Raw genomic sequence first — 14,437 nt, 5'->3', positions numbered from 1 at the left:
GTCATCGCAGTTCCCCCTTAATGGATAGATGTGGTCGATCCGGTTAATGGTGCTTGGTTCAAAGGTTCAAAGTTTTTGCGTAATTCGTCTTTGGCAATAATTTCTTTCCACGGATCAGAAGTATAACTCAGCGTTTCTTCTATACGACTAACCAGCTCCAAGCGAGTCTGTTGATCGGCAAGTGCTTCTTTGACATGATCTAGACCTACACGTTCAATCCATGCGGCGGTGCGTTCATTAAAGCGAGCATGTTCACGATAATATTGTAAATACGCGCTGGACCATTCCATCACTTCTTCTTCCGTTTTGACTGTGCATAGCAGTTCGGCAGCCCGTACTTTAACACCACCATTGCCTCCCACATGCAGTTCCCAACCGCCATCGATAGCTACTAAGCCCAAATCTTTGATTGTCGCTTCTGCACAGTTACGTGGACATCCAGAGACTGCTAATTTTATTTTGGCAGGGCCAGTTAAGCGTTCATATGCTTTTTCCATTTTGATTCCCATTGCCATCGCATCTTGTGTCCCAAAGCGGCAGAATGTATTACCCACACATGTTTTGACTGTACGTAATGTTTTGCCATAAGCATGACCGGAAGGCATATCTAATTCTTCCCAGATTTTAGGCAGGTCTTCTTTTTGGATACCGAGTAAATCTAATCGTTGACCACCTGTAAATTTAACGAGTGGTACATTATATTTTTCAGCTACATTAGCTATCTTTTTGAGATCAGCAGGTGAGGTGACTCCGCCATAGATACGAGGAACCACTGAATACGTACCGTCTTTTTGAATATTGGCATGATACCGTTCATTGGTGAAGCGAGATTCTTTTTCATCTTCATATTCTGCTGGAAATAACATGCCTAGATAATAGTTGAGTGCTGGACGGCATTTGGAACAGCCTTCAGGTTCGCGCCATTCCAGTACATTCATTACTTCTTTGACTGTTTTGAGACCCATCGTTTTGATCTGCTCTACAATCTCGTCACGTTGTAGTGAAGTACAGCTGCACATGCCTTCTTTGACCGCTACTTGAGCCGAATCTCCCGCATAATATTGAAGCAATCCTTCTACAAGTGGAGCACAACCTCCGCAAGAAGCAGAAGCTTTGGTACAAGCTTTGAGTGATCCCATCGTATGACAACCTTGATTCAGTACTGCATCACCGATCGCTGCTTTGCTAACACCGTTACAACCACATACGATTTCGTCATCAGCCATACTTTCTAATCGTTGCAAAGGAGATACTGTCGCCGCACCAGCTACATAACCAGTGAGCAATTCTTTTTCACGTCCGACAATCGACTCACCACTTTTGATCAAAGAGAACAATGAACTGCCTTCAGACGTATCTCCGAACAATACAGCTCCGATTAATTTACCATCTTGAATAACTAATTTTTTGTAAATATGATCGATATCATCTTGCATACGTAGCGACTTGGTCTGTTTTGTATCTGCAAATTGTCCTGCTGAGAATACATCTACACCAGCAACTTTGAGTTTAGTCGAAGTAACAGAACCCTCGTACCCGGCAGTGTCTAGTCCTGCGAGACGTTTAGCAAGCACAGCACCTTGCTCATATAAGGGAGCAACTAACCCGTATCCAATGCCACGATGTTCTGCACATTCGCCAACGGCTGAAATATGAGGAATATTCGTATGCAGATGATCATCGACTATAATTCCGCGATTTATTTGAAGTGCTGAAGATAAAGCTACATCAATATTAGGACGAATCCCTACTGCCATCACCACAAGATCAGCGTCCAATGATTCACCATCTGTGAATCGAAGCCCTGTGACTCTGCGCTTGCCGGTTAATTCAACGGTACGCTTACCTAGTAAGAACTTCATGCCCTGAGCTTCTAACTGTTCTTGAAGCATCAATCCTGCGGGAAGATCAAGCTGGCGATCCATCAAATGTTCATTAATATGAATAACGGTGACATCCATACCCAGATTCAGTAATCCACGTGCCGCTTCAAGTCCAAGCAGTCCGCCCCCGATAACAGCTGCTTTATGATGAGTCTGAGCGGTTGAGATCATGGTCTCGCAATCTTTGATATCTCGAAAACCAATCACTCCGTCTTTGTCTGAACCCGGAATAGGTGGGATAAAGGCTCTTGAACCTGTTGCAATAATCACTTCATCATAGTCAACATGCAAGCCAGAAGCAGCAATGACCTGACGGTTCTGCGCATCTATACGCACGACTGGATCACCTGTATGTAGAGTGATCTGATTGTCACTGTACCAATCATGGTCATTGATAATGATATCGTTGATTGAAGCGCCACCTGCAAGCACGGTAGATAATAAGATACGATTATAGTTCGGATGAGGTTCTGCTCCAAAAATAGTGATCTCATATGCATGTGGTGCTAGCTTCAGTAAATGCTCTATCGTCCATACGCCTGCCATTCCGTTTCCGATCAGTACTAATTTTTTGGGTGTTGTCATGATGATCTCTCCTCCTATAATCTCTGTAAAATATAAAAAGCCTGTCTCATTCCAACCAGAGATAAGCGTGCGAAACGCTTGGTACTCTGATATAGGGTAGAGACAGGCTTCATTGCCGTCTATGATTTAGATACTCCATTGTATCTATGATATTCAAAAGAAATGTAGTTCAACATAATGATGCGACAAGCTAAACATGTTGTTTTTCGATAAACCAACTATAAAAGATGTATAATTACATGTCAATATAAATAACATAAAAATTTTATTTGAAATTAGAAGTTAATTATGTTTACATGATAAATATCGAAATAACCTCATTTACCTTCTTTTTCTCAGAAAAGAGCTGAAATATATATATTTACTTTAAAATTTAGCTTTTCATGTAATATTTTCTATTATATATTTCATATAAAGTATTAAGTGATATGAGGAGGGAGTACCTCTCAATGCGTTCTTTACTGATTATCCGTATGAATAATATGATCTGTGGTCCGGATCAGCTAGAGTCTGTGGTATTACCTGAGACTTTGCTGGAAGATAACGGGTATCAGGCGTCGATTTCAGTTGGGGCTGATGATGTCAAATCTTTGTTAACCAAAGCCGATGCTGTAGTGCTTGATCTACCTATTGAAGAGATTGCTATCCTCGAACATATTCTGACGCATTCACGCAATATCCCGATGTTATGGTGGTGCAGTCCATATACCACCTCTTCTTCTGTCCAAGCCTGTGAAATGGAAAGTGCTATTGATGGGATTCTTACACCTACCATGAAAGAACAAGACCTTCACTGGGCACTTCATTTTGCAGCTAAGATCTGTGTCGAAAGGCAACAATGGCATAGCGAACGTCAACAATTGGTCTCCCGCTTAGAAGATCGAAAGTGGATCGATATGGCAAAAGGCATTTTAGCAGATATGAAAAAGATCTCTGAAGCAGAAGCCTATGACATTTTACGTAAAAAAGCGATGAACGATCGTAAACGCCTTGTAGATGTTGCCACAGCGATCGTTAAAGCCCATCAATTGTTACAATCTTAATAGTCAAAGGAGGAACCTGACGTGAACATGACGGACATACTGAAAGAAGTAGGTCGAGGCAAAAGAGGTTCCAGAGATCTTACTTATGATGAAGCGATAGCGGTAGGCGAAATGATTTTGAATCGAGAAGCGTCTGATGTACAGATCGGTGCTTTTTTGATGGCAGAACGGATGAAGATGGAAAATATAGAAGAAATGCATGCGTTCGTAGATATTTGTCGTAAATATGCATTACGTACTTCTTCGATCAATAGTCTAGATTGTGCAGCGCCTTATGATGGACGTACGGCTTCGTTTATCGCCAGCTTTGCGACTTCATTTGTGCTAGCGTCCACAGGTCAAAAAGTGACGTTACATGGCAGTGAGCCATTACCTCCTAAATGGGGAGTCACATTGCCTTTATTGTTGCGTGAAATGGGAGTCAATACCGATCGTCTGACACGAGATCAATCTCTATACGCCGCCCAAGAAACAGGGTTATTATTTGTATCAGCAGAGCAGTGGTGTCCTCCTCTCGGCGCTTTGCGTACATTACGTGAAGAAATAGGGGTACGTACGATCCTGAATAGCGCTGAGAAATTAATGAATTATAGTCATTCTCCTTATCTAGTATATGGCGTGTTCCATAATACGTTTTTTGAACGAATTGCTAAAGTATTGCAACGGCTGGATTATCAGCGTGCCGCTATTATTCAGGGAGCAGAGGGGTCGGAAGATTTATTTATTGATCGCCCTACACGTACGTATGTAGTAGAACATGGTGAAGCTCGTATGGAGATTATAGATCCTGAAGTGTATGGACTTGATATTTCGTTGCCTGAAATGAGCTGGACAGCCGCTACACAGATCGAAGTGACCGAACAGGTGTTACGCGGACAAGCTGATCTTGCATTTACTAATCAAGTACTACTCAATAGTGCTTACCGCTTAGCACTAACAGGCCAGACAGGCTCGATTGAAGAAGGCGTATATACCGCTAAGTCTATATTGGAAAGTGGCAAAGCTTATCAAGTCTACTGTCACTGGGGTCAGCTGATGCGTGGCGAACAGCCTAATATGTTATCGCTTGGGAAGATATAAACATACAAAAACCGCTTCTCCTGTTGAGGAAAAAGCGGTTTTAATGTTTTTAGCCAATGATTGAATGAGGATCATCGAGATCAGATACCATTATGATTCGGTATCTTCATTTTCATCGATTTCGACTACTTTTTTGACAATCTCTAGCTTGCGATAACGACGTGCGCTACGACGCAATACTTTGAACGTCAGATCTTCAAATTCATAGATTGCTCCAATGGCAAGATCAGGACGTTGACCGTATAACCAACCACTGATCGTATCCAATTCCTCATCATCCAGATCCGTACCTAGCAGATCGTTGACACGGTTGATAAATACTTTACCATCGACAATCAGATGATGTGGAGCAATTTGTTGAATTTCATCTTCTTCATCGGCATCGAATTCATCGCGAATCTCGCCCACGATTTCTTCCAAAATATCTTCAATCGTAATCATCCCTGAAGTCCCGCCATATTCATCGACTAATATCGCAATATGTGTTCCTTCACGTTGCATTCGTTTGAGCAAATGCTTTACAGGTGTGGTCTCTGATAAAGACATCACCGGATGAATCAATGGAGCAACATTCAGATTCGGCGTTTCTTCCGCTGCTAAAAAGAACTGCTTGGTATTGATCATACCGATAATATTATCTTTACTTCCTTCCGCTACAGGGAAACGAGTGTATTGTTCTTTACGAATAATCATCCGATTTTCTTCCGGTGATTTCTCGGTAAATAAACACACCATGTCTGTACGGGGAACCATTAATTCTTTGGCTAGCATTTCATCAAAAGCAAAAATACGACTCACATAACCATATTCACTTTGATTGATTTTGCCACTTTCATAGCTTTCATTCAAAATAATATGCAATTCTTCTTCCGAGTGAGCTTCTTCATGTTCGCTTGCAGGTTGTAGACCAATCAAGCGTGTTAAGAAGATAGCCGATCCATTTAAAATAAAAATAAAAGGATACATCAAACGGTTAAACCAGATAATCGGACGAGCGGTATACAACGTCACTTGTTCTGCTTTGCGTAAAGCCACTGTTTTCGGCGTTAATTCACCAACAACCACATGGAAATAAGTTACTAATAATAAAGCAATCGCATACGATAAAATATGACTGAGTGATTCAGTAACACCCAAATTAGCAAAGATAGGAGATAACATATACTCTACAGTCGGTTCTCCTAACATACCCAGCCCTAACGCTGTAATGGTTATGCCTAATTGACAGGTAGACAGGTAACCATCCAGATTCGAGATGACTTCTTTCGCATAACGAGCATTTTTGTTTCCCTCGGTGATCAACTGATCGATACGACTACCTCTTACTTTTACAATCGCAAATTCCACAACGACGAAAAACGCAGTAAAGATAATTAAAATTACAAATAACGTTAAATTAAGTCCTATACTAATACTGTCAGACAACAAACTCTCTCCCTTCGTGCGTGCCGATCCTATCGGGTCAGCATCCGCGATCCATTAATGTGAATGAGTCACACTTACTATCAGCAAATGTGTTAGACATGATTAAGGTCGTACGGAAACTGTATCCATATAATTGGACCGGTACTTAAGCTCTGCAAGTAATAAGCGCTTGAGCAAGAGAGGGATGAAAGAAAGAAGATGAGTGGGACTGATCGATATACGCACATACCGAACCAGAATCGCAAAGTAAGCAGCCAGTGTCATCACTGGTGGTAAAGTAGGCACATTTTATCCGCCATCTACATTACCTGCATACCGTGCTGATCCGTATGTCATTTTGCCTGGATAAATTCCAGTTGTGACAGCAAAGTCATAGTCTTCTTCATCTGTTGATTGAAATGGCATACAGAACAACAGCATGATTAGACTCATCAGTACAGCACTCATCATTCGCCTTCGTGCGGGTAAAGTATCCAAGTAGCATCTCCCATTTGAATAGGACGGTAAAGTCGTCCTCATGTATAGTTATATATATTCATATTATTACAAATATATTAACTCTGAATATCGAATATTGAATCAGATTACGGATTAGCTCTATACTAACTTTTGCTTAACGAGTAAGTAAGATAAAGAAAATAATAGCTAATGCAAAGCGATAGTAAGCAAATACATACAATGGAAGACGTTTAAGCAGATTCAAGAATGTTTTGATTGCGACTAGAGCGACAAGGAAAGCCGCAATAAATCCAGCTGCAAAAAATCCGAAGTCATCCATACTTAAATACTGTGCACTTTTGACAAGATCAAGTCCTGTTGCTCCGAACATTACCGGCACAGACACTAGAAATGTAAATTCAGCAGCAGCAGTGTGAGATATCCCGAGCAATAGTCCACCTGAGATGGTAGAACCAGAACGAGAAAATCCTGGCCATAGAGCAAGACACTGGAATAAGCCTACACCAAAAGCCTGCTTGTATGTAATATCATCAACCGTCATATTACCCGCTGAGCGGCCTTTACGCCATTCGGCATAGATCATTAGCAAACCACCGACAACAAGGCTGTAGACGACAGTCATAGGTCCGAAAAGGTGTTCTTTAATGAAGTCATGCAAAATCAATCCAACCACAACAGCTGGCAACATCGCCAAAATAATATGCAAAATGTTTAGACGGCGTTGAGGAGCAATACCATTTTTACTTTTGAGACGACCATTAAATAGATCAGGAATCGTCATCAAAATATCAATAAACTTACGCCAGTACAATACGACAACCGCAAGTACGGCTCCGAGTTGTACTACAATCTCAAATGTTTTGACCTGTTCTGCATTCTGATCTAGACCAAGTAAATAACTTGTCAAAATCATATGCCCGGTACTGGATACTGGCAAGAACTCTGTCAAGCCTTCAATAATACCCATAATAATCGCTGAAATAATATCCACGAACGGACCTCCTTTTAATGTGAGCATAGGTATAAATGTAATTTACGCTTACTCCATAGTATGAGATAAGACCGTACTCCGTCAATTTGCTAGATAGCCTATGTTATAAAGGTACATTCGTGCTATCTTCAGAAAACTGAACGAAAAGAACTAGATATATAAAGTTTATTGATAAAGTAAGCGTTTGCTTATTTAGAAATAGTTACGATTAGCAACATATAAACTCGTAATTTGTCGATCATTTTACTGATATTTATTATAAAAAGAAATAAATCCCACTTAAAATCATACTTTTAAGTGGGGGTTATTTAAGGGTTTATTTTATTGATTATTCTCATTTGCTTGCTGAAGGAGAATCAGTCATACGTATACTATAAGAACCAGAAAGTACACCATCTTTGCTTGAAAAATTAATCACATGTAACCCTATACCTGTAGCTTTTCCGTAATTAGGAATAATTAATTGTTTGCCCGCAGGTACTTGATAAGATAAATAAGGTTTGTTTGTACTTGCCATTCTAACATTTACAGTTAGTATAGTATGCCCTGAATTACGTATCCAGACTTTAAGCCAACCGTATCCAGCTGGAACATCAAAGTTTCCTCCCGAAGAAACAAGAGGAGTTTTTTGGATCGCTATTTTAGTGTGATGGCTAACAGCTGTATTATGTACTTTGGAAGCTTTAACCTCTAAAGGTTGTAATGCAATCCCTAACGCTAGAATAGCTAAAAGATAAATTTTGGATCTTTTCATAGTATAAACTCCTTATCTTCAACTTTATGTATTTTCTATAATTTAACTATAATACCTTTTTTATTTAAATGTTGCCATCTTGATCATAAGGTAGGATAGAAAAATAACAAATTTGCTCTACTTTTATTATTATGTTTAAATTATTTAATTTTTTGCAGATAACACTAGCCAAATTCTATAGTATCTGTTATGATTAATTCAGGAATTAGAATAAGTCTAAATTTAAAAATATAAAACGAAAAGAGGAATTATCTATGACATCTCTACAAAACACTTCTACTACAACTGAGACTACACAAACAACTGCATTATATAACGCTTTGAATGTACAAATTGCAAACTGGTCTTTGCTTTATACTAAACTTCACAATTTCCACTGGTACGTCAAAGGTGAAAACTTCTTTACACTACATGCTAAATTCGAAGAATTGTACGATCAAGCAACGGTATACATGGACGATATTGCTGAGCGTTTGTTAGCCATCGGTGGTCAACCTGTAGCTACACTTCGTGAGCAGTTGGAATTGTCTACATTGCTTGAAGCAACAGGTACAGAGCAAGCGAACCAAATGGTCAGTTCACTTGTTGAAGATATCGCAACTGTATCGACAGAATTAACAGAAACAATCGTGCTTGCAGAGCAAGTCAGTGACCAACCGACTGCTGATCTATTGATCGGTATTCGTGGCGAGATTGAAAAAGCAGCATGGATGTTGAACGCTTATCTTGGTCGTTAAGATCATCTGTTATCGGTCACAATAATGAATGTATAGTATAGCTTTTATTATAGAAGCCCTTCAGAGTATGATCTGGAGGGCTTTTGTTGTCGATAAGATAGAAAGCGATCGCATGGCTTAAAGCCGCTCATACTGTTCCTTTGAAACGATAAAATGAGCTATATATTCTAGTCATCCAAATGCAGTATAGATGCGTATTTTAGAGTGAGTGTGCTATTTATGGAACGATATGGAAAGTCTCTCAGCCCTTATACAGCAAGGATGTGCACGTTCTGTGACAATTGTGTCATAACACTGCCGAAGCGTTGTTTTGTAACGTATAATATGGACAATCCGAATAATGATACACAGACCAATCAGGCGGCCTCCCACCAGAGCGTCGCCTGTTTTTATATGTTGTAGAAGCGATTCTAATTTATAAGATAAAATGAGGTGGAATACATGGCCGTTACACATCCGCTGATGCAAGAAGCTACATTGTTTTTGCATCAATGTTATCAAGAACTTGGCAAAAGTGATGCTGAACTAGAGGCACGTCTGCAACAAGTTGAATATGATATTCAAAACAATGGAAGTTATGAACATACATTTGAAGAATTAGAGCATGGGTCTAAGATGGCATGGCGTAACAGCAATCGCTGTATTGGACGTTTATTTTGGGATAATCTCAAAGTGCGGGATCAACGCCATATTCAGGGAACGGAGCAGATTGCTGACTCTTTACTTGAGCATATCCGGTATGCTACAAATGGAGGGAAAGTGCGTCCAACAATCACTATTTTCAGACCTCGTGCTATAGATGGCTCAGAAATGCGAATTTGGAACCATCAATTGATTCGGTATGCAGGTTATCAGACGAAAGAAGGCATAATCGGTGATCCTGCTTCACTTGAGTTTACGCAATTTTGTGAACGTTTGGGTTGGACAGGGGCAGGAACTTCATTTGATGTGCTCCCATTAGTCATTAGTGAACATAATGGTTCACCACGCTCGTTTGAGATTCCTCAAGCAGATGTAATGGAAGTGCCGATGATCCATCCTGATTTTCCGGGATTTACAGAAATGGAATTAAAGTGGTACGCTGTTCCCATCGTTTCTGAAATGCGTCTAAATATTGGCGGTATTCATTATACAGCGGCTCCTTTTAACGGTTGGTATATGGGTACAGAGATCGGTGCACGTAACTTTGCAGATGAACATCGGTATAATTTGTTACCGCAAATGGCGAAGATTATGGGATTGGACACCAGTAGTAAAGCAACACTATGGAAAGATCGTGCATTAGTTGAATTGAATTTGGCTGTGTTATATTCGTTTAAAGAAGCAGGTGTGAGTATTGTGGATCATCACACAGCGGCTTCACAATTTCAGCGATTTGAAGAACGAGAAGCTGAAGCAGGACGTGCTGTAACCGGTAACTGGACATGGCTTATTCCGCCAATGTCACCTGCAACTACACATATTTTCCACCAATCGTATGATAATCGGGTAGTCACTCCCAATTTCTTTTATCAGGATAAACCATATGAACAGAAAGCTTCTGCTTCTCAAGGAGGCTGTCCGTTTCATTAACATGAGAGGAATATTATTTTGAATAAAATGGCAAGGCATATGAAAGGGTTTGTTCATCCGGCACGCTTGATCCCACTGGGTTTTGCAGGGATGATTTTTATTGGAACGATACTTCTGAGTCTTCCGCTAGCGGGTACTAATGGTCATAGTGTAGGGTTATTGAACGCATTTTTCACCGCCACTTCAGCTGTTTGTGTGACAGGGCTTGCTGTGATTGATACGGGAGCCAGCTTTTCATTATTTGGTGAACTGGTCATCATGGTATTGATTCAGATCGGTGGACTAGGATTTATGACGTTCGGGGTGCTGTTTGCTGTGTTATTAGGAAAGCAGATTGGACTCAAGCATCGTTTAATGATCCAGCAAGCGACTAATGCTTTTTCAACGCAGGGATTAGTGAAATTATCGCTTAACATTTTCCTGATCGCTTTTGTACTTGAATTTGTAGCGATGATCACTTTGACACTACATTGGGGACCGACAATGGGATGGGTACCTGCGCTATATCAGGGCGCTTTTTACGCGATCTCTTCTTTTAATAATGCAGGCTTCTCCTTGTCTCCAGATAGCTTGTCCAGTCATGTGGGCGATCCGGTCGTCAATACGGTCGTTATTTCACTATTTGTGATCGGTGGACTTGGATTCATTGTCGTAACCGATATATTGCAAAAGCGCAGATGGCGTCGATTTTCTTTAAATACCAAGTTGGTACTGATGACTTCAGCGATTGCGACCATATTTGGCGTATTGTTTGTACTGATAGTAGAATGGGGCAATCCATCAACACTTGGGCATTTGAGTATCACCGAGAAAATCTGGGCATCGTTATTCCAAGGCGTTATGCCACGTTCATCCGGTTATAATACCGTCAATATCGGTGGTCTGATGGCGGCAACGCAATTTGTCTTTATTATTCTAATGTTTATTGGAGCTGCCAGTGGTTCCACCGGTGGGGGGATCAAAACCAATACGTTTGCGATTCTAATGCTAGCACTCTATAGTGTCGTACGGGGTCGTAGTGAGATTCGCGCATTTCACCGCAGAATTAGCTTTGATACAGCATTTCGTGCATTAGCAGTTATTATGATCTCGCTGGGTATTGTGTTTACAATGACGATTTTACTGACCATCACGGAAAGTGGAACAGATGCGCAATTTTTAAGTATTTTCTATGAAACGGTATCAGCTTTCGGTACAGTCGGTTCATCTATGGGCTTAACGCCTCATTTAACACCCGCAGGAAAAGTGATCATTATTATTACGATGTTTATCGGTCGTCTTGGTCCACTTGCTCTAGCGTATGCACTAGCACAGAAAAACAAAGAAGCCAAGTTCAGTTACCCGGAAGAAAAGGTACTGATTGGCTAAAAAAAAACATTCTACTCAAAAAAGTAGAATGTTTTTTTTTTTTATATTTTATTATACTAAAGAGATAGCAAGAGCAAATCTTTCTAAAAAATGGGGTGCTATAATAGTAGATGTAGTCGTTTCTAATACCATACCAATTCTTGAAGTAGAACTATTCGCAGCTACAGGTGACCAATTTTTATTTCTTACTAAAATTGTAACTATTGCTCCATTTTTAATTTCAGTATACTTAGGTTCCTGATATTCTTGAAAGGCTCCATTTTTTGTATTATCCATAACAGCGCCTTGTTGAAAGTAATCTAGTTTAGAAGCTATTTTTCTTAATTTATAATCTGAAACTTCATATCGATAACTAAGTTTATCTATTCCGTAATATGAAGGAAGACGAGAATCTGAATTTGGATACTCAAGATAATAAACTGTACCATAAACGTGAATTGTACCAGCACTATCAGTAGTTTGTTTAGGAATATATTGATTAAGGGCAGTAGCAGCAAAATTTGCTTTATACTGAGTCACTATTTGGCCTGTAGCAATATTTCTTAATTCTTGGATAGGATGAGTTTCGTTCTCAATAATTTTGAAATTATAAACATCTTCGTTTACATTTGTACTATTTGTAAAAGATTTAGCAGTAGGTAAATCAGTTGAAATTTTTAGTGGTGCCTGTACTTTAGTACTATCTAAAATTTTTACAGATTCAAATCCTTCTGGTATGTACAATTCTTCTGTACTTTCACTTGCAAAGGTTAAATTTGACGAACTAAACATTAATGTAAAAATTAGTAATGTTAATGTTAATCTTTTAAAATTTTTCATTATTGAATTCCTCCTAAATTTCTATTGTTTTGATCCTAAATTTCTGTTCACCTCCTAAACTTAATTATTCATTACAAAATATCTTACTTTCTGAGAGAAGTCAAATTGCGGAATAATAACCATAATCAAACTGTACATCCTCAACCGATAGGACTTGAGCGAAACGGCCATTCCATACATTTTCATGATGAGCAATAATCTGATCGGCATGCAATACAGAGCTATCCAGTGTGCTGGTGCCATCTTTAATCACAATATTTTGCTGATAACCTAGACTATAGGCAGCTCGCATAGAAGTATCGATACAGAATTCAGTCTGTGCACCTGCAAAAATGAGTTGCTGAATCTGATTTTTTTGAAGCCATGGTAGTAGTTCCGTCTGATAAAAAGCATCCCATTTGGTTTTGCGGAACACAGGATCTTTATCCTGACGATCTAGCTTATGATAGATTTCCCATTCAGGCGTATCGACATATAGATCTTCGCCTGCGGTATAACTGGTGTGTTGAATAAAGATCACCGGACAATCTACAGTACGAGCTTGGGCAATCAGTTGATTGACTTTTGTAGTGAGTCGATCGCGTTGATACAACGCATTTTCAGGCAAATCAAAAAAGATTTCTTGCATATCAACAACAAGTAATGCCTGCTTCATCTTTATTCCTCCGATCACCTATGTATGATGTAAAAACATATTATATCTTAAAAAGCATCTGGATTATATAAATGCGATTGGTGTTTTATACAGAGTTATGGAACAATATAAGACATAAAGTACGCGATCAATCTTACTTATACTCTAGAATCAAAGGATGGATATGCCATGAGCGAAGAACGTATCGAAATTAGTAAAAATGTATTGATTGATTGTCTTGGACTCCAAGCAGGAGAGTCTTTGGTTGTAGTGGCTGATGATAGTCGCCAACATCTAGCTGAATCTCTGTATGAAGCAGGAAAGCGATTAGGAGCAGAATCGATGTTGATGGTTATGCAAGAGCGTAGCAAATCAGGAGAAGAACCACCTGCTTCGATTGCTACAGCGATGATGAACGCTTCGGTAGCAATCTGTGTAACACGTTATTCGTTAACTCATACCGCTGCACGTAAGCAAGCCGCAGCCGCAGGTACACGAGTAGCGACGATGCCAGGGATCACAGAAGATATGTTCACCCATGGTGCGATCACTGCTGAATATGCCAAAGTAAAAGAATTAACAGAACATGTAACTTCTTTACTGACCAAAGCATCGACAGTCCGTATTGAAAAAGAAGGATATAGCTTATCCTTTTCAATAGAAGAACGTGAAGGTGTTCCGAGTACAGGATTGTATTTGAACCCCGGAGAATCCGGTAATTTACCTTCAGGTGAAGCTTATATTGCTCCGATGGAAGGAACCGCTCAAGGTCAGATCGTGATTGATGGTTCTATTGCAGGGATCGGAGCACTGGATTCTCCATTATTACTGAATATTAGCGAAGGTCGTCTGGTCGCTGCCGAAGGAGATACAGGAGCCGAATTATTGCTGATGTTAGGTGACGGCGATGGACGGATGTTAGGTGAATTTGGAATTGGAACAAATGATAAAGCACGTATTACAGGAATTGTGTTGGAAGATGAGAAAGTCTACGGTACGATCCATGTTGCTTTTGGCAGTAATAATACATTTGGTGGAACAGTTGCAGCAGGTGTACATATTGACGCTGTTGTCTAGAAGCCAGACG

13 protein-coding genes are annotated in these 14,437 nt (G+C 39.8%); 6 read left to right on the top strand and 7 right to left on the bottom strand.

Going from position 1 to position 14,437, the window contains the following annotated elements:
* Positions 1–17: 17 nt before the first annotated feature.
* Positions 18–2,468: a nitrite reductase large subunit NirB gene (nirB, locus tag PO903_RS03665; RefSeq protein ID WP_273592627.1), complete on the bottom strand. Its 2,451-nt coding sequence runs from the start codon at positions 2,466–2,468 to the stop codon at positions 18–20.
* 449 nt (positions 2,469–2,917) lie between these two features.
* Between nirB and PO903_RS03660 the strand changes: the two genes are divergently transcribed.
* Together PO903_RS03660 and PO903_RS03655 are read left to right on the top strand one after the other, a co-directional pair.
* Positions 2,918–3,511 (top strand): ANTAR domain-containing response regulator, encoded by a 594-nt coding sequence (locus tag PO903_RS03660; protein WP_273592626.1) that lies wholly within the window; start codon positions 2,918–2,920, stop codon positions 3,509–3,511.
* Positions 3,512–3,532: 21 nt separating this feature from the next.
* Positions 3,533–4,591 carry an anthranilate phosphoribosyltransferase gene (locus PO903_RS03655; protein ID WP_273592625.1) on the top strand — a complete coding sequence of 353 codons (1,059 nt, stop codon included), beginning with the start codon at positions 3,533–3,535 and terminating at the stop codon, positions 4,589–4,591.
* 90 nt (positions 4,592–4,681) lie between these two features.
* Here PO903_RS03655 and PO903_RS03650 read toward each other — a convergent pair whose 3' ends face one another.
* The 4 genes from PO903_RS03650 to PO903_RS03635 all read right to left on the bottom strand — a co-directional run bounded on the left by PO903_RS03650 (position 4,682) and on the right by PO903_RS03635 (position 8,220).
* Positions 4,682–6,016: a hemolysin family protein gene (locus tag PO903_RS03650; protein ID WP_273592624.1), complete on the bottom strand. Its 1,335-nt coding sequence runs from the start codon at positions 6,014–6,016 to the stop codon at positions 4,682–4,684.
* A 288-nt stretch (positions 6,017–6,304) separates the two neighbouring features.
* Complete coding sequence (locus PO903_RS03645; protein ID WP_273592623.1) at positions 6,305–6,493, bottom strand: hypothetical protein; 189 nt, start codon at positions 6,491–6,493, stop codon at positions 6,305–6,307.
* 136 nt (positions 6,494–6,629) lie between these two features.
* Positions 6,630–7,466 (bottom strand): undecaprenyl-diphosphate phosphatase, encoded by an 837-nt coding sequence (bacA, locus tag PO903_RS03640; RefSeq protein ID WP_273592622.1) that lies wholly within the window; start codon positions 7,464–7,466, stop codon positions 6,630–6,632.
* A gap of 334 nt (positions 7,467–7,800) precedes the next feature.
* A complete protein-coding gene (locus tag PO903_RS03635) occupies positions 7,801–8,220 on the bottom strand; it encodes a hypothetical protein (protein WP_273592621.1) in 420 nt (139 codons plus the stop codon).
* A gap of 254 nt (positions 8,221–8,474) precedes the next feature.
* Between PO903_RS03635 and PO903_RS03630 the strand changes: the two genes are divergently transcribed.
* The 3 genes from PO903_RS03630 (at position 8,475) to PO903_RS03620 (ending at position 11,897) form a co-directional block, all read left to right on the top strand.
* The gene (locus PO903_RS03630) at positions 8,475–8,957 is read left to right on the top strand and encodes a Dps family protein (protein ID WP_069327677.1); all 483 of its coding nucleotides are present in this window, start codon (positions 8,475–8,477) and stop codon (positions 8,955–8,957) included.
* 441 nt (positions 8,958–9,398) lie between these two features.
* Entirely contained in the window at positions 9,399–10,529 is a 1,131-nt protein-coding gene (locus PO903_RS03625; protein WP_273592620.1) for a nitric oxide synthase oxygenase, read from the top strand.
* Between the two features lie 27 nt (positions 10,530–10,556).
* Positions 10,557–11,897, top strand: a complete 1,341-nt coding sequence (locus PO903_RS03620; protein ID WP_273594618.1) for a TrkH family potassium uptake protein — start codon at positions 10,557–10,559, stop codon at positions 11,895–11,897.
* Between the two features lie 51 nt (positions 11,898–11,948).
* Here PO903_RS03620 and PO903_RS03615 read toward each other — a convergent pair whose 3' ends face one another.
* The gene (locus PO903_RS03615; protein WP_273592619.1) at positions 11,949–12,716 is read right to left on the bottom strand and encodes a hypothetical protein; all 768 of its coding nucleotides are present in this window, start codon (positions 12,714–12,716) and stop codon (positions 11,949–11,951) included.
* Positions 12,717–12,816: 100 nt separating this feature from the next.
* A complete protein-coding gene (locus tag PO903_RS03610) occupies positions 12,817–13,371 on the bottom strand; it encodes a cysteine hydrolase family protein (RefSeq protein WP_273592618.1) in 555 nt (184 codons plus the stop codon).
* Between the two features lie 168 nt (positions 13,372–13,539).
* Between PO903_RS03610 and PO903_RS03605 the strand changes: the two genes are divergently transcribed.
* On the top strand, positions 13,540–14,427 hold the full coding sequence (locus PO903_RS03605) for an aminopeptidase (protein WP_273592617.1): 888 nt from the start codon (positions 13,540–13,542) through the stop codon (positions 14,425–14,427).
* Positions 14,428–14,437: the final 10 nt, after the last annotated feature.

This window comes from Paenibacillus sp. PK4536, from assembly GCF_028594455.2.
GTDB lineage: Bacteria > Bacillota > Bacilli > Paenibacillales > Paenibacillaceae > Saccharibacillus > Saccharibacillus nuruki.
The sequence above is the reverse complement of the archived record's forward strand: the minus strand, read 5'-3'. Positions and strand labels throughout refer to the sequence as shown.